The sequence below is a fragment of the Chryseobacterium sp. CY350 genome, from assembly GCF_027945075.1.
GTDB lineage: Bacteria > Bacteroidota > Bacteroidia > Flavobacteriales > Weeksellaceae > Chryseobacterium.
The window spans coordinates 3,946,100-3,967,319 of record NZ_CP116034.1 but is presented as its reverse complement, the minus strand read 5'-3'; the positions used below and the strand labels follow the sequence as shown (position 1 = coordinate 3,967,319).

The window sequence follows — 21,220 nt, the reverse complement described above, 5'->3', positions numbered from 1 at the left end:
TATAATTTCTAAGATTACTCTCTGTTTTTCAACATAATCCATCCAGATCTGCTCATCTGCACTTTTGATTTGTTGTATTCAAAATTAAATTTATACCAATACGTTGCAGTTGGTAATCTTTTTCCGGAAACCGTTCCGTCCCAAATAGGTCTTTCTTTTGAGAATCTGAATACCTCAACTCCATATCTGTCGTAAACTGATCCTGTGAAGTTATTGAAACCTGTCAGTCCAGAAAGATTTAATACATCATTTACACCATCCTGATTTGGAGTAATCACGTTGTTGATCTCTAAAGTAAAGAATTCTATTGTACCTACACAACTTGTCCCTTTTATTCTTACTAAAAGATTATAGGTTGTATTATCTGTAAGATTATTGAATATGTTTGAATCTTGCCAGTGCGCGCCATCATCTATCGAATACTCAAGAACTCCGTAAATATTGTTAATTGAAGGATTAGTTGCGACAGCGGTTAATGTGTTATTTTCGTAGCTAAGATTTGTGAAGAACGGCGAAGAAGCTCCATGAACTTTTACGATAAATTCTTCCTGACAGATACCGTTGCTAATAACTACAGAATAAATACCCAATTGATTCACAGTGATCGTCTGTGTTTCTGCTCCGGTATTCCATACATAAGAATAATTATTGCCAGCTCCTGCATCCAAAACCATAGAATCACCAATACACATTTCTACATCCATCAAAGGAGATGTGATGGAAGGAACTGTTTCTACAACAATTTTTGCAGGCAAAAGAGATTTACAACCTTTCGCACCTATTGCATAAACGGTAAATGTTGTAGTCTGTTGTACAGTCACAGTTTGTGTATTTCCGTTACCTGGAAAATTATCCCATAAATACGTAACACCACCTGTTGCAGTAAGTGTAACAGATTCTCCCGGGCAAACTCTGATTCTTGTTGACGTAATTCCTGCAATCGGTGTAACCTCTCTTATAAGATTTAATTTCACAGTTTTGCTACAGAAACCACCATCCGAAACCACAACATAAAGAATCTGACCGTCAGTTCCGTTGAAATTAGCCGGAGCCTGAATAAAATTACCATTCTGAGCAATTGCATCTGCCTGAACTTCGTAAAATCTAAAAACTGCGTTAGGAGTTGGGCTTATCAGCGGTTTTGCACTATTTAAGTCAAATGTAGTAATATCTGGAGTCGAGCATAAACGGAATGATGCATCCTGCGCTACAGGCGTTGTACCACCATTAATTTTAATTGAGGCCGAACCCGGACAAGGATTTCCCGGAACACTTACTTCAATTTTGTAAGTTCCCGGCTGAATTGCTGTAATGGTATTGGTATTGGCTCCCGGAATTAAAGTTCCGTTTAAAAACCATTGATACACCAAGTTGGGTCCACTTGTAGAAGCAGTGATTACTTGGGGAACACTGTCACAAACATTAATTTCAGCAGGTAAAACCGCTCCCGAAGGATCTAATAAATTCACTCCGATATCGAAAGATCCGGCTTCTAAGAACACCGCTGAATCATGAGTACCATCATTATCATCAGCCATTACCATTTTAATATGATAAGACTGACCAGGAATCACCGTCGCAGAAGCTGTTAAAGGAACTGTTCTCCCATAAAGGTTTGTTTGATTGGTTGGTGATGATGTTTCGTAATATTGTGCATTGATGGGCCCACAAGTAAAACTTGCTGGTACGATGTTGGTAGCGGTAACAAGACCTGCACCTCCGGGTAATACCGCAAGATTGGTATATGTGCTTCCCGGTGTATTTGGTTTTAAAAGAAGAGCAAAAGCATCCTCATAACCTGAGCAAGGAAATCCACCATCGTATTCTTCAGAAGCAAAAATATAATTAAACTTCATCTGGGTGCTAGTAGGAACGAAATCAAATTCCAGTATTACTGCATCTTCCAGATTTAATAAACTGCCAACTAAGGCAGCTTCAAGATCTGGATCAGTGCCGGTAGTTAAATTCACTCCGAGCTGTCCCTCCGGAGTATTTCCTGCCAATCTTGCCGTACCCGTTGTTAGTACGATACCTTCAGCAAAAGGGAAATTCGAAGTACCTTTATTGAAATATCCCCAAAATCTTTCTGTATCGGTAACAGGTTGATTTGGTGAAACGGTGACATTCGTAATATTTGGAGTTCCGCAATTAGAGGTAGTTCCTACAAGTACGTCAATAACCAACTGTGACGGGGTATAATTTGACGCAGGATAAGGAGGAACATTAACGTCGATCAAATCACCGGCTTTTGCTGATGATGACGGAACTGAATTTTTTGCAGATTGTATTCTTTTTTGTTTTGCTGTTTGTGCATTAGAAAATGTACTGACGAGAAATAATAAAAACAACAGTAGATATCTCTTCATAATAATTTTTGTTTCAACAAATTTAGTTTTTTTTTACAAAAATGCCATTAATAACTCAAGTTTTTAACATAAAAAAGTCTTCCGGAAGGAAGACTTTAAATTTTATTTAATTTCTATTTTTAAGTAATATCCATCCGGATCTTAATTCCAGTTTTTTGCTTGCAGGGTTTTCCCATTGCACTCTGAACCAATAAGTCGCTGTCGGTAAATTGATACCTTTCAGAGAACCATCCCATCTGACGTTTGATTTGTCGGCCTTAAAGAGTTCTGCACCATATCGGTCAAATATTGATGCCGCAAAGTTCTTATAACTGCTTATTCCTGTGAAATCGATATAGTCATTGATACCGTCACTATTTGGGGTAATGGCGTTGGAAATAATGAAAGTGAAGAAACTAAGCGTATTACCGCATTTTGCATCTTTTACTCTTACTGATATTGAATAATTTGTATTGTCTAAAACATTATAGAATATGTTTGAAGACTGCCAAGTGTTACCTCCGTCAATAGAATATTCCAGTGACCCTGTGGTAGGATTTGTCGCAGAAATAGTAAGGACATTATTTTCATAAACTACATTTGTAAATTGTGGTAGATCAGGGTTGATGAGCTGTGCCGTAAACAATTTTGAACAAGTACCATTGCTGATCGTTACAGAATAAGATCCGGGTACATTTGTCGTGATAGTCTGTGTTGTTGCACCATTACTCCACAGATAAGTATAGTTTGGTCCTGCACCTGCATCCAAAGTTCCGTTATCTCCCGCACAAGCGTAAACATCCTGCAAAGTAGAGACAATTGCCGGAACAACTTCTATGGTAATCGTAGCCGGAGTATTAGAAACACAACCATTTCCACCCAATGCAAATACAGAATAAGTAGTGGTTACAGCAGGCGTTACAATTTGAGTATTTCCAGTTCCAGGTAATCCCACCCAATTATATGTAAATCCGCCGCTCGCCGTCAATGTGACAGATTCTCCGGCACAAATTTTAATTTTTGAGGCAACAACAAGAGCTGTTGGCGGTCCCACAACAATGGTGATTGATGCCGGATTTGCAGAAACGCAACCATTTGCTCCCACTGCAAAAACAGTATATATTGTATTATTAGTAGGAGAAACTACTTGTGTTGCACCGTTTCCGGTAAGACCTCCGCCCCAATTGTAGGTAACACCTCCCGAAGCTGTAAGAGTAACTGATTCTCCTGGACATATCTGCTGGAAGGTTGATGTCAAATTAGCAACCGGTAAAACTTTATCCTGAATAACGGTTACAGTTGCAGTAAAAGTACAAGTTAAGTTAGCAGGCTGCGTTGTATTGCTTATCGTTAATGTATAAGTACCTGCCGCATTTACAATGGGACTGAGTGTATTAGCACCAGATACAATATTTCCTCCTGTAGTCGTCCAGTTGATTATTGATCCTGCAGGAAAAGTTGATGCGCCCGCATTAAGCGTCACCTGAGTTGTAGTACAAGTGATGGTCTGAGGTGCGGCAATAGTTAATGTCGTTGGTGCTGTTGTCAGCAACTGCAATGTCACTACATATTTACATCCGCCATTGCTTACCAACACATAAATTGTTTGATTTCCTGCACTTGGGAACGTTGTGGGAGTTGTAATATTGCTTGTATTTCCGGCGATTGCATCTGCCTGATTAACATAATAGGTAAATGTGATACCTGCCGGTGATGTCGTAATCTGACTTTGAGCTGAAGTAAGATCGTAGATTATATTTCCTTGCTGAAAACATTTTATAAGACTTGCATTCTGAGCCGTAAACGGTTGAGAAACCTGTATAGTTATTGTAGCGGGAGATGTTGAAACGCATCCGTTTGCGCCGACTGCTGTAACGCTGTAGGTTGTCGTTGCTGTAGGAGAAACTGTTTGGGTAGCTCCATTTCCTGTAAGACCCGTCCAGTTATATGTTGCTCCTCCAGTTGCTGTAAGGACTACAGATTCTCCGGAACAGATAATTAGTTTACTTGCTGTAACTCCTGTTGCGGGTGGTGAGCTGTCACCAATTACCGTCACATTTGCCGTTCCGGTACAGGTTACATTTCCTGCAAAAGTATTTGAAATAGTAAGAGTGTAAGTTCCGGCTGCATTTACAACAGGATTTAAAGTAGTACCTCCGGAAACAATATTTCCACCAGTAGTTGTCCATGCAAAAGTAGATCCTGTAGGGTAAACTGATGCCGAGGCATTAAGCGTAACCTGATTATTGGCGCAAGTTAATGCTGCAGGCGCAGCAATTGTAGGTACTATTTCCGCAGCTTTTACTAACTGAAGCTGTGCCACTTTCGAACAGAAACCGCTTTTAACAAGAACATAAATCGTTTGATTACCTGCGCTAGAAAATGTAGTAGGTGTAGAAATTGTGGACGAATTTCCTGCATTTGCATCGGTCTGATTCAGATAATATGCAAAAGTTACTCCCGGCGTTGTACTGATTGAAGGCTGAGCAGATGTTAAATTAAAAATAGCATTTCCGGGTGCAAAACAACTTGTAAGCGTTGCATTCTGTACGGTTGGTGATGTTCCGCCAACTATCGTCACGGTCGCTTTTCCCGGACAAGAATTTCCAGGAAGAGTAACTTCTATAGAATATACACCTGGTTGCGTTGCTGTATAAGATGGTCCGGTTGCTCCTGTAATCGGAGTAGTACCTAAAAACCATTGATATGTAGCACCCGGAATCTGAGCAGATGCCGTAAACGTCTGTGGTGCATTGTCGCAAACATTAATTGAAGCGGGAAGCTGAACACCATTTGAACCTAAAATCTGAACACCTATATCAAAAGAACCTGCTTCTAAAAAAACTCCCGAATCGTGTGATGGGTCACCAGAATCAGCCAAAACCATCTTAAAATGATACGTCTGACCAGGAATTACTGTAGCTTGTGCTGTAAGTGGTATTGTACGTCCGTTAAAATTTGTTTCTATAGCAGAGGTATTATATCCTCCGAAAAACGAAGGGTTGAGTGCACCACAACTAAGCGGTGTACCATCAAATTCTGTTGAAGGACGGATGTTTTTAACACTTACGGGTCCTGCGCCTCCTGGCAAAACAGCTAAATTGGTGTAAGGATCTCCGACTTTTTTGAGCAGTAGTGCAAAACCATCTACAAACTGACATGGGAAATCATTATCATATTCTTCTGAAGCAAATAAATATCTGAAAGTAACCTGGGTTGAAGTAGGAACAAAATCAAATTCTATAAATGTAGCATCTCTTAAATCACTGTTTGGTATGTTGAGTGCAGCAGCGAGATCAGCATCCCCCTGAGTAATAACCCCGTCGCCCAATTGACCTGCTAAAAAAGTGTTACCCGCTTTTCTGGCGTGACCTGTAGTTAAAATTATTCCTTTTGCAAAAGGAAAATTGGTAGTTCCTCTGTTGAAAAAACCCCATGTTCTTGTGGCATCACCTGTAGACAGATTTGGGGAAACAACAACATTGCTCACGTTTGCGGTAGAACATGTAGATCCTCCGGCAATAAGAACATCTTTTACCAATTGAGTTATATTGAAGGACGTTTCAGGATATCCTGCGGCATTTACGTCTATGAATGAACCCACTTTCATGGTTTGAGATGAAGCTTTCTGTGTAGTTTTACCTCTTTCTCTAGTCTGAGAAAATGTAAAATTTCCAAGTAGAACTAAAAATAAAGCCAAAAATAAACTTCCTGCACTTTTATTTAACATTTTGTATTATTTTTAACAAAAATACTATTTTTTTTGATTTAAATTTAATTCCAAAATATTTATATTATTATTAACATAAATTCTGGACTCTTCATATAGTAATTTCATTTTAAAAATGATCAATAAAAAAAAGACCGATAAAATCGGTCTTTTCTATTATTACTTTGAATAAAATATTATTCGAAATTTTTAAGTAAAATCCATCCTGTCTTCACAGTTAGCTTTTTCGTTGCAGGATCTTCAAATGTTACCTGATACCAGTAAGATGATGTCGGTAATTTTTTTCCCTGGAAGAAACCATCCCAGAAAGGTCGTGTTTTTTCAGCTTTGAAAACTGCTTTACCGTAACGGTCAGAAATTACAGCCTGGAAATCTTTAAGATCACTAATTCCTCTGAAATCAATCATATCATTCACATTATCACCATTCGGTGTAATTACATTTTTCATAATAAATGTGAAATATTCTAAGAAACCTACACAACTTGTATTTTTCACCTTTACTCTGATAGGAACAAGGGTGTTGTTCGCGACATTTGTAAATACATTAGAGGATTGCCACGTTACTCCGTTGTCATTAGAATATTCTAACTGTCCGTTACTAGGATTACTTGCAGTAACCACTAACGTTCCGTTTTCATCATAATCAACTTTGATAATCTGAGGAATAATCGCCAAGATAACTTGCGTTGAATATACTTTAGAACAAACGCCATTGCTGATAGTTACAGAATACAGTCCCGGCAATTCTGCTGCTACGGTCTGAGAAGTTTCACCGTTATTCCACTGATAGGTGTAATTTGGACCAGTTCCTGCATCTAAAGTGATTCTGTCTCCTAAACAAATAAACCCTCCTGAAAGATTAGAAGTGATTGCAGGAACAACTTCTACGATCACAGTAGCCGGCTGCAATGATTTACAACCTTGCGCACCAATTGCATAAACCGTGTATGTTGTGTTCTGAGTTGGCGAAACCGTACGAACTGCGCCAGTTCCTGTGAAATTATTCCACTGGTAAGTTACTCCGCCGGAAGCGGTTAAAGTAACAGATTCACCTGAACAAATTTTTAATTTTGTCGCTGCAAGAGCTGCTATAGGAGTTGCTTCCTTATTTAAAGTTAAAGTAACTAATTTACTGCAAAAAGCACCATTTGAAACAACAACATGCAAAACCTGACCATCATTTCCGTTAAATGATTCTGGAGCAGCAATGAAGCTACCATTTTGTGCAATTGCATCTGCTTGATTTACATAAAAACGGAAAATAGCTCCCGGAGTTGTACTTATTGATGGTTTAGCTAAATTTAAATCAAAATTTAAAGTACTTGGTGTAGTACAAAGTTTTAAAGTGGCATTCTGAGCAGTAGGAGTTGTACCACCCACGATGGTTACTTTCGCCTCGCCCGGACAATTACCTCCAGGTATAGTAACCTTTACACTATAAACGCCCGGTGAAGTTGCAGTATATGAAATATTGGTAGCACCTGCAATTGCAACGTCGTCTTTAAACCATTGAAAAGTCATTCCCGGAGTTGCTACAACCTGAGCATTTAAAACCTGCGGCACATTGTCACAGACATTTAAAACGCTTGGAATTAAATTCCCTGCGCTGTCTACAATGCTGATTCCAATATCAAATGAACCCGCCTCTAAGAAAACCGCAGATCCATAACTGGAGTCTCTGGCGTCAGCAACGACCATTTTAATATGGTAAGACTGCCCAGGAATAACAGTCGCTTCAGCGGTAAGTGGTGCAGTAGTACCATTATAATTGGTTGCATTAGGTGCTAAAGATCCAAAATACTGTGCATTGATAGGTCCACATGCGAAACTTGAAGGAAGAATATTAGGAACCGAAACCGGACCTGCGCCTCCAGGAAGTACAGCCAAATTAGTATACGTGGAACCAGGAGTATTTGGCTTCAACAACAAAGCAAATGCGTCATCATATTGTGTCGGTGGGCAAGGAAAGCTGCCTGTATATTCTTCAGAAGCAAAGATATATCTGAACTTCATCTGAGAACTTGTAGGTACAAAGTCAAATTCTAAAACCGCAGCATTGTTAATCTGTGTTGTCACTCCGATGGCCGCAATAAGATCCGCATCACTTCCACCACCATTGCCATCGCTTAAGATACCCGTTTCAGCAATATTTCCAGCTTTTCTTGCAAATCCTGTTGTTAAAACAATGCCCTCGTCAAAAGGGAAAGCTGATGTAGTTTTGTTGAAATAACCCCAAAATCGGTCATTATTGGTGACTAGCTGATTTGGACTCACTGTTACATTAGAAATATTTGGCGTTCCACATCCGGCAGAACTTCCCACCAAAACATCAGTAACAAGCTGTGTGGCTGTAAAATTTGTCTGGGGATAAGGCGCTACATTTACATCTATATAAGCTCCGGCTTTAGCATTGAGGGGAATAGTTTTTTTTGCCGGCGGCCTGTTTTTCTGTGCATAAGAGAATATGCTGAAACAGAATAACAAAATAAAACTAAGCCTAAAGTAGTTTTTCAATCTATAATTTAACATTTTATAATTGTTTGTTCAAAAATAGAAAAAATTTTCGTAAAAGCTTGATTATTTATCTGTACGTTGCGATATTGATAATATTATTTTTATATGAGATTATATAATGCAGATAATTCTCTGGTAAAATCAGTCTTTTTTAAGAAGATCGATCATGCTTTGCAGCTCATTAATTTTATCCTTTAAAACTTTAATCTCATTTTTGTTTGAGCTTACATTGCTCTTTAAAATTGCATTTTTTGCTCTTTCTGTATGATCATCTTCATCTTCATCTTCATTTATTTCTTCGATATCTTCCTGAATATCCTCAATATCTTCCGTTATTTCTTCAATATCCTCGCTGATCTCTTCCAGATCTTCCTGAATGTCTTCAATATCTTCACTAATCTCCTCAATATCCTCCTGAATATCTTCAATTTTTTCGTGACTTTTATTCACCGACATTTGGATCAATATAGACAGATAAATTGCCTCCAATGATAAAACTGTCGTAAGCACTAAAAGCATCTTATCAAAATCGACCACGCCAAAACTTGGCAGCAGAAATGCTGTGAGAAAAAGCAAAGTATGAATAATAAGGGAAGGTATGGAACCTATCCATGAGGTAATTCCATCTGCCATTTTCTCCAGAAACTCTAGTTTTTCGTGCGGTGTTTTCATTAATATCTTTTAAAACAATTCTTTTGTGACTCCCAAACCAAACAGTGCAAAATCATATTTTGCGGGATCTTTTGCATCAAATTTCCTGATTACGTCATCAAGTTCTACAACAGTTTTCCAGTCATTTTGTGTTCTTGAAATCAAACCTAATTTTCTTGAAATATTTCCGGTATGAACGTCTAAAGGTATGGATAAATGTTTTGTATCAATATTTTTCCAAATTCCAAAATCTACGCCACGTTGATCATTTCGCACCATCCAACGCAGAAACATTATGATTCTTTTTGAAGAAGAATTTTTGTATGGCGAGCTTACATGTTTATGACTTCTGTGTTTTTCGATATTTAAAAATTTACTTCGGAATCTTTCGATCGCGTGGTAAAAATTGGTTTCGGAATCTTTAATTATAAATAAATTTTCGAGACTTTCCTTTTCAGCATAAATTCTATTAAACTGTCTGATAAAATATGAAAAATCTTCACCATTAAATGTTCTGTGAATACTTTTGCCTTCAAGTAATTTCAAATCTTTTTCAGAAAAATTTTTAATAAAATCATATGGAGAATTCCCCATAATGTCAAGCATCTTTTCTGCAGATTTTATGATTGCTTTTCTGTTTCCCCAAGAAATTGTAGCTGCAAGAAATCCTGCTATTTCAATATCCTGTTTTAAAGAAAAGCGGTGCGGAATCTGTATGGGATCATCCTGTATAAATTCAGAACTGTTATAAATGTCAGCTTTTTCGTTAAGAAAATCTTTTAACTCTTCAAAATTCATATCAGCTTAAATTTTCACAACTTCCAATGCTTTTGGTAAAAATGTGTTTGGAAAAACAGTTCGCGCTTCGTCTGTAAACACCGTCAAATCACCATATCTGTTAGAAAAATGACCTAAAATAAGCTTTCCGACTTCAGCCTGTCTCGCAATTCTTGCAGCTTCCAAAGCAGTGGTGTGACCTGTATAATCTGCCATTTCTTTCAAATCGTGCAAAAAAGTAGATTCGTGATATAAAACAGTGACATTTTTGATGATCGGGATTACAGATTCCAAATATCTGGTGTCGCTGCAAAACGCGTAAGAAACAGGATGCGCCGGTTCTGTGGTCAAAACTTCATTTTTAAGTATGTATCCGTCGCTTAGTTCAAAATCTTTTCCGGCTTTCAGATTATGATAATCGCAGGTTTCAATTTCTTTATATTTAGAAATTTCCTGCATATTAAGATGTCTATCTTTTTGCTTTTCTTTAAAAAGATATCCGTTGCAATAAATCCTGTGATCCAAAGGAATCGTAAAGACCTCTACTCTATTATCTTCATATATTTTTTCGGAATAATCTTTATCCAGCTCATGATAAACGACCTCAAAACCACGATGGGTTTCTGTAATCGTAAAAATAGTCTCCAACATTTTTTTGATGCCTTTCGGACCGTAAACATGCAAAGGAACGTCCCTTCCAAGCAGACGAAATGAAGCAATGAGTCCCGGCAAACCAAAACAATGATCGCCATGAAGATGGGAAATAAATATATGATTGATTTTTGAAAATCTTGCTTTTGCTTTTCTCAGCTGCACTTGCGTTCCCTCACCACAGTCGATCAGGAAACATCTTTCTTCCATTTCCAGAAGCTGAGCGGTGGGCGATGTATTTACAGTCGGAATCGCCGAATTAAAGCCTAAAATAGTTAAATAAGTACTCAAATCAATAGTTTATTACGAGCAAATGTACGATAAAAGTTTGAGGAGAAGGTTTAGAAGAAGGCTGGGGTTGAGTTAAAAAAACACTAATTTTTCTAATTAATTTACCCCTCAACTCATCTAATTTCTAACTTTTCTCCTTCAAAAAATCCAGAAACAAATCCAAAGCCTGCTTTCTGTGGCTGATCTGGTTTTTATCTTCAGTATTCATTTCTGCAAAAGTCATTTCGTAACCTTCCGGAACAAAAATAGGATCGTATCCGAAACCTTTGTGACCTTTATTTTCTGTCAGTAAATTTCCGTGTGCTCTGCCATCAAAATATTGCGCTCCGTTTTCGTCATAGTAACATAAAACCGTAATGAAGTAAGCTTTTCTATTTGCTATATCTTCCATTTCGACTAAAACTTTTTCAATATTTTTGGCGAAATCATGATCTCCTGCGTAACGCGCTGAGAAAATTCCGGGTCTTCCGTCTAGAGCTTCTACAACCAAACCGCTGTCGTCTCCTAAACTTGGAATTCCGGTTTTTTCGAAGCAATATTTAGCTTTGATTAATGCATTTGCATTGAACGAATCTCCATCTTCTACAATTTCTTCGTGTATATTGTAGTCTGTCAGACTTTTAACGACAAATCCGTTTCCCAAAATCTGCTGAATTTCTTCTTTTTTGTGTATGTTGTGGGTAGCAACTAATAATTCCATGATAACTTTTTATTTTTAAACATTAATCAATAACTTTCTCCAATAAAATCGATAATCTCTAAAATTTGTTGAAAAGATTTTTGTAATCTGTATTTCAATTAAAATTAAATTTCCGAATAATGCACTTTATACTTTTTTATGAATAAATAATAGAAAAGTGAAAACAATACAATCCCAATTCCTAATATTATCCATTCAGAAACTTTGAATGCTTCTGAAAAACTTTCATTTTTTGTGTAAAAAATTAAAATTGCTGAACAAAGATTATTAAAACCATGCAGCAACATGGGCAACAGCAAAGATTTCGTCTTATAATACACCAAACCTAAAACGCAGCCCAACAAAACCGCACCAACAAACTGCCACGGATTTGCATGTACCATACCGAAAATAATTGAGGCAAAAACGATTGCTTTCCACGGTTGCATTCCATTATTGATCAATCCTTTCTGAATAATTCCCCTAAAAATAATCTCCTCAAAAATCGGCGCCATAATCACCGCCGTGATGATCATTATAACAGGATCATCGGTCAGCTGCTCCATCAATTTCGTGAAAAAATCATAGTATTTACCAAAAAATGGTCCGGTGATCGGAATTTGGGAAGTGACAAATTCACCAATAAACATCATTCCCAACATCATCGGAAATATCAATAAATAGGTGTAAAAATTTGTTGGTGAAAAGTTGAAATTGAGCTTTTTTTTCGTTGTCGGCCTTACAACAAAAAAATCAAAAAAAGCAATAGCAGTAAGAAATCCCGCTGCATTTGCAAACATGAAAAACCAATCTTTGTATTGTAAGTTAGTCTTAAAAACGAACATAGAGAAAACATTGATAAACGATGTAGCAATTGTCCCCAAAAACAGACCTGCTAAAAGGACAAGACCTCCAATCCAGGTGAATGTAAATTTTGGGTATCTGCTGTTTTCCATATTTTTTTTATTTAAAACAAAGATAATTGATTTTGCACAAAATCTGTCGTACAAACCTATTTTGAAATATCTTTCCCTTTCTAAAACGATTTATCTTATCTATTTAAAACTTATAATCTGTTTTAAATTATTTTCTGAAGTATCTTTGCACCTTAATTTTTTATGAATATGGATCATGCAGTCAAACGTCCCGAAAACGTTAATTTACCTTTATTAACATACGTTGGTTTCACTTTTTTAGGATATTTTATTATAGGCTTATCTCTTTCCGTACTTCCTATTTTCATCAGTAAAAATTTAGGTTTCAGTTTGGTGATTGCCGGATTGGTGATCAGTTTACAATATGTTGCAACATTTTTTCTGAGAGCATATTCAGGCAAAATCATTGACGGAAAAGGTCCAAAACCGGCCGTTTTATTCAGTATGTTGAGCTTTTCTTTAACCGGAATTTTCCTTATTATCGCGTACTATTTTAAATTATCCCCTTTATTGAGTTTAGGATTTTTAATCATCACACGCCTTCTGACAGGTTGCGGAGAAGGAATGATCGGTGCAAGTCCTATTAACTGGGCAATTATGGCGATTGGCGAAAAACATACAGCAAAAATCATTTCCTACAATGGTGTTGCGTGTTACGGAGCTTTAGCAATTGGTGCATCACTAGGAGTTGTTATCGAACATCGATTTGGACTCTACGGCATAGGAATTCTTTCTATTTTAATTGGAATTTTAGGTTTTCTTCTTGCCAAAACAAAAACAAACTATACCAATTCACACACTCAGGATTCACAATCATTCTGGAAAGTTTTAGGAAAAGTTTCCCCTTTCGGAATTTGTCTTGCTTTGGGCGGAATCGGTTTTGCAAGCATTTCTACCTTTATCACATTGTACTACAACTATTTCCATTGGAATAACGGTGCGCTTTGTCTCAGCGTTTTCGGCGGATTATTCGTAGCAGGAAGATTGGTTTTCAGCAATGTGATCAACAATTATGGTGGAATTAAAGTTGCCATTGCCTGTCTTTTAGTAGAAGCGATCGGTCTTTCAATTATTTCACTTGCTACTAATGCTGAAATGGCTCTTTTTGGAGCCGGAGTTACCGGATTAGGATTTTCTCTAATTTTTCCTGCGCTTGGAGTCGTTGCTATCAAAAGTGTTTCGCCGTCAAGTCAGGGTTCTGCTTTGGCAGGTTACGGACTTTTTATTGATCTTTCACTTGGTGTTGCAGGTCCGCTTATTGGCGGTGTTGCAGATATTTGGGGAATGAAATATATCTTTCCGTTTAGTGCATTAATGGTTTTGATAGGTTTGGGAGTCGCTTATTTTCTTAAAACAAAATTGAGTTTCAAAAAGTCTTAAAATACGATTTTCAGAATCCGATAAAAATCCCGATTTTTGCAAATTCAAAATACACTATGTCAGACTTAATCAAAGAAATAGAGAAAAGAAAAACATTCGGAATTATTTCTCACCCCGATGCCGGAAAAACTACGCTTACTGAGAAATTACTTCTTTTTGGAGGAGCAATTCAGGAGGCCGGAGCGGTAAAATCAAACAAAATTAAAAAAGGAGCAACCTCCGACTTTATGGAAATCGAAAGACAGAGAGGAATCTCAGTTGCGACTTCCGTTTTAGCATTTGAATATAAAGGTTACAAAATCAACATTCTAGATACGCCGGGTCACAAAGATTTTGCTGAAGATACTTACAGAACTTTAACTGCTGTAGATTCTGTAATCGTTGTCATTGACGTTGCAAAAGGTGTTGAGGAACAGACAGAAAAATTGGTGAAAGTCTGCAGAATGAGAAACATCCCGATGCTTGTTTTCATTAATAAATTGGATCGTGAGGGAAAAGATGCATTCGATTTGTTGGATGAAGTTGAGCAGAAATTAGGTTTAAGAGTTGTTCCGCTTTCTCTTCCGATCGGAATGGGAGCAGATTTTCAGGGAATTTATAATATCTGGGAAAATAATATTCAGCTATTTTTAGAAGAAAAGAAACAGAAAGTGGGTGAAGCCATCAAATTTGATGACATTAATGATTCTACAATCGACGAAATTATTGGTGAAAAAGCTGCCAAGAATTTAAGGGAAGAATTAGAATTAATTCAGTCTGTTTATCCTGAATTCAGCCGTGAGGATTACATGAATGGTGATTTGCAACCCGTTTTTTTCGGTTCTGCTTTAAATAATTTTGGAGTTCGTGAATTGTTGGATGCATTTATTGAAATCGCTCCGATGCCGCAGCCAAAAGAAAGCGAAACTCGCATGGTAAAACCTGAAGAGTCTGCATTTACAGGGTTTGTTTTTAAAATCCACGCAAATATGGATCCCAAGCACAGAGACCGTTTGGCTTTTGTGAAAATTGTTTCAGGAACATTTAAAAGAAATGAAAATTATCTATTGGTAAGAGAAGGCAAAAAGATGAAATTCTCTTCTCCGAATGCATTTTTTGCAGATAAAAAAGAAGTTGTGGACGAAAGTTTCCCCGGAGACATTGTTGGGCTGCATGATACCGGAAGTTTCAGAATTGGTGATACTTTGACAGGTGGCGAAAAGATTAGCTTTAAGGGAATCCCAAGTTTCTCTCCTGAACATTTCAGATATATCAATAATAATGATCCTTTAAAGGCTAAACAATTAGCAAAAGGTATTGATCAGTTGATGGATGAAGGTGTTGCTCAGTTATTTACACTTGAAATGAACAACAGAAAGATCATCGGAACCGTGGGGGCTCTTCAATACGAGGTAATTCAATACCGTCTTGAACACGAGTACGGAGCAAAATGTACTTACGAACCACTTTCTATGCACAAAGCATGTTGGGTAGAAGCTGATGAAAAATCTGATGAGTATAAAGAATTTGCAAGATTAAAGCAAAGATTTCTCGCCAGAGACAAATACAATCAACTGGTATTCTTAGCTGATTCATCATTTACAATTCACATGACTCAGGAGAAGTTCCCAAATGTGAAGCTGCATTTCATTAGTGAATTCAGACAAAATTAATTCTTATTTAAAATAAAAAAAACCGCTCAGATGAACGGTTTTTTTTGCTTTATCAATAATACTATTTATTGAGCATTAATAGTTTTTTCACAATTTTCTCATCATCTACCGTTACATGAATCATGTACGCTTCTGTAGGAAGAGTTCTAAGATCAATCTTTTCATCTGCTCTGTTATCAACAGTTCTAGAGAAAATATGTCTGGTTTTCTTTGGTACAATTAGTTTTCCGTCCATAGAGTAAATTTCGTAAGTTACTTTATATGGAGCAGGAAGTCTGTTATCATCAAATTTTGGAGGGAAATCTGTCTTAATATAAACAAAACCGTCATTTGCAGGAACCGGATAAATCATCATTCCCTGAAAGATCGGAGATTGGGGATTTCCCGGACTTCCTGGGTTTCCGCCACCTCCTGGATTTCCACCACCTCCTGGAGGAATTACAACTGCTGAAGAATTAATTGTAAAGTTTTGTGAATTTACATTCAAAAAGATATTATTAACTCCTTTTACCATAATTCTTGCATTGTTGGTAATAGTTCCCAAACCACCCGGAACAGTATATGTATATGTACCACTATTCGGAGTACTTGCCACCAATACAGTCGGGAAAGTAAGACCACCGTCTTTTGACAATAAAATAGTTACATTCGGAGTACTTACAGGTGCAGCTGTTGTTCCTGCAACATTCCAAGTGATCGTTTGTGTTTGGCCTTCTGTCCAGACAACTCCTGCGGTATTTTGAGAAGTCACAATGAACGGTCCTGCAGTAGCGTTTACTGTGATAACCGCATCATCAGAATTGTTTCCTGAGCCTCCCGCTCTGTTATCTCGAGTTGTAAATCTGAAATTATATGTTCTCGCAACATTTGACAGAGCTTCTACAACAATACCTGAAGTAGTACCCACAGGGCTGGATGTGGTTGTCGCACCAGCAACTATCCTCGGTAATGCCGGGAAATATCTATATGGTACAGTTTGCGGAGTGTAAGATCTAAATGTAGGTCCTGTTGCTTTTGTTGCACTTGCTGCAGAATTAGCTCCGGTTTGAGCAGCAGTAGCGTTATCCATTTGCTCCCAAACATAAGTAAGAGGATCGCTATTTGCGTCAGTACCCGCTCCCGTAAGCACAAAAGGAGTACCTTTTGGAATGATATAATCTAATCCTGCATCAGCAGTAGGAATAGCATTTCCTGTATTTGTAGTTACCGGACAAGTTTTTGTTTTAATATTGTTGGTAATCTGCTGAATGCTTACTGCATGAAAATATGCATCGGAATTCATCTGTACATTCTGATTGGTAATTCCTGCATAAGCCATAATGGTAGAACCAGAGCCTGGTTCCATATTGACTCCTGATCCTTCATTATTCATTGAGAAAGTATGATTTCCACCAAATTGATGACCTAGCTCGTGAGCTACATAGTCAATATCAAAAGTATCTCCCGATGGAACTCCATTTGCTGGAGATGTATAACCTCTTCCTTTTGTACCGTTGTTGCAGACACATCCGATACACCCAGCATTACCACCACCACCTGTTGCACCGAATAAATGACCTACATCGTAGTTGGCTTCACCTATTACCGCTGTTAGGTTTGTCTGTAACTCGCCATTCCACGCACCGCCGGTTCCGGCTGTAGCTCCTGAGTAAGGATCTGTTGCCGCATTAGTATAAATGATTGTATTATTATTTGGAATAAGAATCATTCTTGCAGAAAAATCTTTCTCAAAAACTCCGTTTACACGAGTCATTGTTGTGTTCATCGCAGCTAAAGCTCCTGCAACTGTTCCTCCAAAATAGGTAGTGTATTCTCCTGTACAAGATAATGCTAATCTGAAAGTTCGTAATTTTCCGTCATCAGCATTTGGTCTTGCCGTAAGGTCTGAATGGTCTACTCCCTTTTGAGCAACATCAATTACTGTACACTCGAATTTATCTAAACTCGCTGTTTTGTCAGATTTTTTATAAACTACGTAAGTCGAAAGATCCTTTGTATACGGCTCAATAAAAACAGCAGATTTATTACTGTACAATTCCATTGAAGACAAGCCTAACTGTGATACGCTAAAATACACGGTAGACCCGGAATCTTCGAGATTTTCGCCCAAATAAGATTTAATATCAGGATATTTTGCTGCCAAAGCGGGATCAAAATTAGAATTTTCTCTCACTCTAAAATTTTCCATAATACCTTCAGAATTAGGAAATGACACAATAATATCAGATTTCCTGTTTTTTCCAAAAGTTTGAGGTGCGTTTACCAGTACATTCTTCAGAGCATCTATGTCAAGATGATACGTTTTAGGATGAAGAATATTGGTTTTATTTTCTAATATTTCTGAAGAAGTTTTTGCTGAGACTTCCTTCCAAGCCCGGTTTGTTTGTGCTAAAAATATATTGGAGATCAGTAGCACTCCCATCACAAGTAATTGTTTTCTCATGTAGATTTAATTTTAATTACGAAATGACAAAATTAATGAAAAATTACAACACAAAAAACAAAATTATTTAAGAAACTTTTAGAATTTTTAAGAAACTTTTCATAATAATTATACTTTTCATTATTACCTGGTAAAAGCAACAGACAAGATCTCGTCTAAAGTTTATGAAGATTGTTTAAAATCTATGTAGGAATTTCAACATTAGATCGCTAAAAACTTTAAGATTGCAGAAATTAATAAGGTTAATAGAGCCAAAATCTTCAATTATAAAGTTTTCATCTTCTTGTATAATAGCTCAAATTATTTTACAAAACCATAAATATCAACAACTTATAAATTTACCAGAATGATACATTTCTTTTACAAAGCCTCACGCCAATAAGCCTCTAATTTTACATCAACAAAAAAAATCTTATGAAAAAGTTTATCTTATTAGTAATTATGAGTAGCACTTTTATTATGTGTAAAAAAAGTGAAGCTGCTACATCTCAAATTAAAAATGCAGTATCATCCGCAGACAGTACAGTAGCAAACGTTTCTGAAACGATAAATTCCGCAAATGAAGATGCCACCGCAATTTTTGATTCTGCGAGTATAAAAATTAAGGACTTTGAAAACACTAAAAGTGAAGCCGATCAAAAGATAGAATCTACTTCAAAAAGTATTGATTCTTTATCAGACAAGATTGCCAATATGAAACTGGAATCTAAAATCAATTCGCATAAAGATTCTTCAGACAAAAAAAATGAACGGATTGTAGTAAATGTTCCTGCCCCAAAAATTATCAAGGAAACAAAAATTATTTATAAAGACAAACCGAAAAGCAGCTCTGAAAACTTGCCCATTTCAAAAAACAAGATGCAGAAAACCGGCGTTTTGGAGATTAATGTAAATAATGCAGAAACAGCTAAGGAAATTGTAAAAGAGCAGGTGAAGAAATATGACGGTTTTATCAGCAGTGAAAATGTCTCTCTCAACAATAATGATACAAAAACCGCTTATCTTAGAGTGAAAGTTCCGATTCAAAAGTTTGATTATCTGATGGATGATCTCAGTTACAACATTGGAGAAGTTGAGAACAAAAGCATTGATGCTTCCGGTCAGGATTTTATAAATAATATTTTGTGCGATGTTGAAATCACTTTGTATAGCACTGATTCAGATGTGGCGCTAAGTGAGCAACCAAAGAGTTTTGGTGACAGATCATTTGCAGCAGTTTCTTCAGGATGGGATGTTATTACTTCTATATTTTTATTCTTTCTTCCGCTTTGGCCTATTTTTCTAATCGCCGGAGCCGCCTATTATTTTTACAAAAAGAAGAAGAACAATCTTCCTGGAAATTGATTCTAAATAAAAATTACTAAAATTTTTAGTACAACGCATTTTTGAATTGAAATTCCTCTTACATTTGTATTACGAAACTGTTAAAGTTTTGATAAAATCTCTGATTATATTTAACCTGACTGGCGATTTGTAATCATATAGTGTAGAAATTAATATTTCATATTAATATTTTGTGATTTGGTGTAAAGTAAAAGGCTCTCGGAAGAGAGCCTTTTACGATTATTTCATATTCACTATTTTATCTACAACATACTTTGTATTTCCTCGCCAAGGCAATGTTCCGTTGTATTCTTTGTAATGAAGATCAAAGGTTTTACCACTATTGAGTTCCAGTTGCTTAAAAATTTCAGGGTCGGTGACTGAAAATTCAAACTCGTAACTCGTAATCGTTCCGGTTTTACCTTTTCCAAAACCTTCCTGAATAATTTTGCCTTCATAGGTTTTAAAAACGTAGCCTTTATTGATGGCATAATTCAAATATCCGGATTTCACACCTTCTCCGAAAACGAAGAAAAATTTATACCAGATAAAAACTCCGACAAGAAGTAAAACAACTCCCAAAGTGATCAACCAAGATTTTTTCATAATAGTGTTTTTTGTCTTTTTATTTTGAAATACTTCTTGAAATTACAATTTTCTGAATCTCAGAAGTTCCTTCATAGATCTGAGTGATTTTTGCATCTCTCATGAGTCTTTCCACGTGATATTCTTTTACATAACCATATCCACCGTGAATTTGCACTGCTTCAATCGTCGTATCCATCGCAACCTGAGAAGAATATAATTTAGCCATTGCACCGATCTCAGAAATATCTTTTCCTGCATCTTTTTCTACCGCAGCTTTAAAACAAAGCATTCTTGCGGCAGTGATCTGAGTCGCCATGTCTGCCAATTTGAATGCAATTGCCTGATGATTGATGATCTCAGTTTTAAATGCTTTTCTGGTTTTAGCATATTTCAGCGCCATTTCGTAAGCTCCGGAAGCAATTCCTAAAGCCTGAGAAGCAATCCCTATTCTACCGCCATTCAAAACAGCCATTGCAAAATTGAATCCGAACCCGTCTTCACCAATTCTGTTTTCCTTAGGAACTTTTACATTGTTGAAAAGCAAAGAATGCGTATCACTTCCTCTGATTCCCAGTTTATCTTCTTTTGGCCCGATCTCAAAACCTTCCCAACCTCTTTCTACGATGAAAGCATTGATTCCTTTATGTTTTTTCTCCGGATCAGTCTGCGCGATCACGATGTAATAAGATGCTGTTCCACCATTGGTGATCCAGTTTTTCACACCATTTAGAAGGTAATAATCACCTTTATCTTCAGCTGTTGTTTTCTGTGAAGTAGCATCAGAACCTGCTTCCGGCTCAGACAGAGCAAATGCTCCGATTACCTGACCGCTTGCCAATGGTGTAAGATATTTTATTTTTTGTTCCTCAGAAGCGTATTTTTCAAGACCTGCACAAACCAAAGAGTTATTTACAGACATCACAACTGCTGCAGAAGCATCAATTTTTGCAATCTCTTCCATCGCCAAAACATAAGAAATGCTATCCATCCCGGCACCGCCGTATTTAGGATCAACCATCATTCCCAAAAGTCCCATTTCTCCCATTTTTTTCACCTGCTCAGTAGGAAATTTCTGGTCACGGTCTCTTTCTATTACTTCTTGTAATAGCTCGTTTTGTGCAAAATCTCTAGCTGCCTGCTGAATCATCAGCTGTTCTTCTGATAAATTAAAGTCCATAAAAATTATTATTAGTGGTCGTAAATTTACACTTTTTAACCAAATCTGAAAATACATTTACAATTTAGTGTGCTTGCCTACA

14 protein-coding genes are annotated in these 21,220 nt (G+C 36.9%); 3 read left to right on the top strand and 11 right to left on the bottom strand.

Features of this window, described 5'->3' with window-relative positions:
* Positions 1 to 14 precede the first annotated feature (14 nt).
* The 8 genes from PGH12_RS18480 to PGH12_RS18445 all read right to left on the bottom strand — a co-directional run bounded on the left by PGH12_RS18480 (position 15) and on the right by PGH12_RS18445 (position 12,596).
* On the bottom strand, positions 15 to 2,366 hold the full coding sequence (locus PGH12_RS18480; protein WP_267598137.1) for a choice-of-anchor L domain-containing protein: 2,352 nt from the start codon (positions 2,364 to 2,366) through the stop codon (positions 15 to 17).
* A gap of 106 nt (positions 2,367 to 2,472) precedes the next feature.
* Positions 2,473 to 6,075 (bottom strand): choice-of-anchor L domain-containing protein, encoded by a 3,603-nt coding sequence (locus PGH12_RS18475; protein ID WP_267598138.1) that lies wholly within the window; start codon positions 6,073 to 6,075, stop codon positions 2,473 to 2,475.
* Positions 6,076 to 6,251: 176 nt separating this feature from the next.
* Positions 6,252 to 8,606 (bottom strand): choice-of-anchor L domain-containing protein, encoded by a 2,355-nt coding sequence (locus PGH12_RS18470; RefSeq protein ID WP_271286779.1) that lies wholly within the window; start codon positions 8,604 to 8,606, stop codon positions 6,252 to 6,254.
* A gap of 126 nt (positions 8,607 to 8,732) precedes the next feature.
* Positions 8,733 to 9,263, bottom strand: coding sequence for a hypothetical protein (locus tag PGH12_RS18465; protein ID WP_267598140.1), 531 nt, complete (start codon positions 9,261 to 9,263; stop codon positions 8,733 to 8,735).
* Between the two features lie 9 nt (positions 9,264 to 9,272).
* Positions 9,273 to 10,040: a TIGR02757 family protein gene (locus tag PGH12_RS18460; RefSeq protein ID WP_267598141.1), complete on the bottom strand. Its 768-nt coding sequence runs from the start codon at positions 10,038 to 10,040 to the stop codon at positions 9,273 to 9,275.
* A 6-nt stretch (positions 10,041 to 10,046) separates the two neighbouring features.
* A complete protein-coding gene (locus PGH12_RS18455; protein WP_267598142.1) occupies positions 10,047 to 10,961 on the bottom strand; it encodes a ribonuclease Z in 915 nt (304 codons plus the stop codon).
* Between the two features lie 124 nt (positions 10,962 to 11,085).
* Entirely contained in the window at positions 11,086 to 11,661 is a 576-nt protein-coding gene (rdgB, locus tag PGH12_RS18450) for an RdgB/HAM1 family non-canonical purine NTP pyrophosphatase (protein WP_267598143.1), read from the bottom strand.
* Positions 11,662 to 11,765: 104 nt separating this feature from the next.
* Complete coding sequence (locus PGH12_RS18445) at positions 11,766 to 12,596, bottom strand: CPBP family intramembrane glutamic endopeptidase (RefSeq protein WP_267598144.1); 831 nt, start codon at positions 12,594 to 12,596, stop codon at positions 11,766 to 11,768.
* A 168-nt stretch (positions 12,597 to 12,764) separates the two neighbouring features.
* Here PGH12_RS18445 and PGH12_RS18440 point away from each other — a divergent pair, with 168 nt between their 5' ends.
* A complete protein-coding gene (locus PGH12_RS18440; RefSeq protein WP_267598145.1) occupies positions 12,765 to 13,955 on the top strand; it encodes an MFS transporter in 1,191 nt (396 codons plus the stop codon).
* Positions 13,956 to 14,011: 56 nt separating this feature from the next.
* Positions 14,012 to 15,607, top strand: coding sequence for a peptide chain release factor 3 (locus PGH12_RS18435; protein WP_267598146.1), 1,596 nt, complete (start codon positions 14,012 to 14,014; stop codon positions 15,605 to 15,607).
* Between the two features lie 61 nt (positions 15,608 to 15,668).
* On the opposite strand, the gene PGH12_RS18430 is transcribed toward PGH12_RS18435, so the two are convergent.
* Positions 15,669 to 18,050: a zinc-dependent metalloprotease gene (locus PGH12_RS18430; protein WP_267598147.1), complete on the bottom strand. Its 2,382-nt coding sequence runs from the start codon at positions 18,048 to 18,050 to the stop codon at positions 15,669 to 15,671.
* Positions 18,051 to 18,464: 414 nt separating this feature from the next.
* Here PGH12_RS18430 and PGH12_RS18425 point away from each other — a divergent pair, with 414 nt between their 5' ends.
* Positions 18,465 to 19,394 (top strand): DUF4349 domain-containing protein, encoded by a 930-nt coding sequence (locus PGH12_RS18425; protein ID WP_267598148.1) that lies wholly within the window; start codon positions 18,465 to 18,467, stop codon positions 19,392 to 19,394.
* Between the two features lie 219 nt (positions 19,395 to 19,613).
* On the opposite strand, the gene PGH12_RS18420 is transcribed toward PGH12_RS18425, so the two are convergent.
* Together PGH12_RS18420 and PGH12_RS18415 are read right to left on the bottom strand one after the other, a co-directional pair.
* A complete protein-coding gene (locus tag PGH12_RS18420) occupies positions 19,614 to 19,979 on the bottom strand; it encodes a hypothetical protein (protein ID WP_267598149.1) in 366 nt (121 codons plus the stop codon).
* A 19-nt stretch (positions 19,980 to 19,998) separates the two neighbouring features.
* Positions 19,999 to 21,138: an acyl-CoA dehydrogenase family protein gene (locus tag PGH12_RS18415; RefSeq protein ID WP_267598150.1), complete on the bottom strand. Its 1,140-nt coding sequence runs from the start codon at positions 21,136 to 21,138 to the stop codon at positions 19,999 to 20,001.
* Between the last annotated feature and the right edge of the window lie 82 nt (positions 21,139 to 21,220).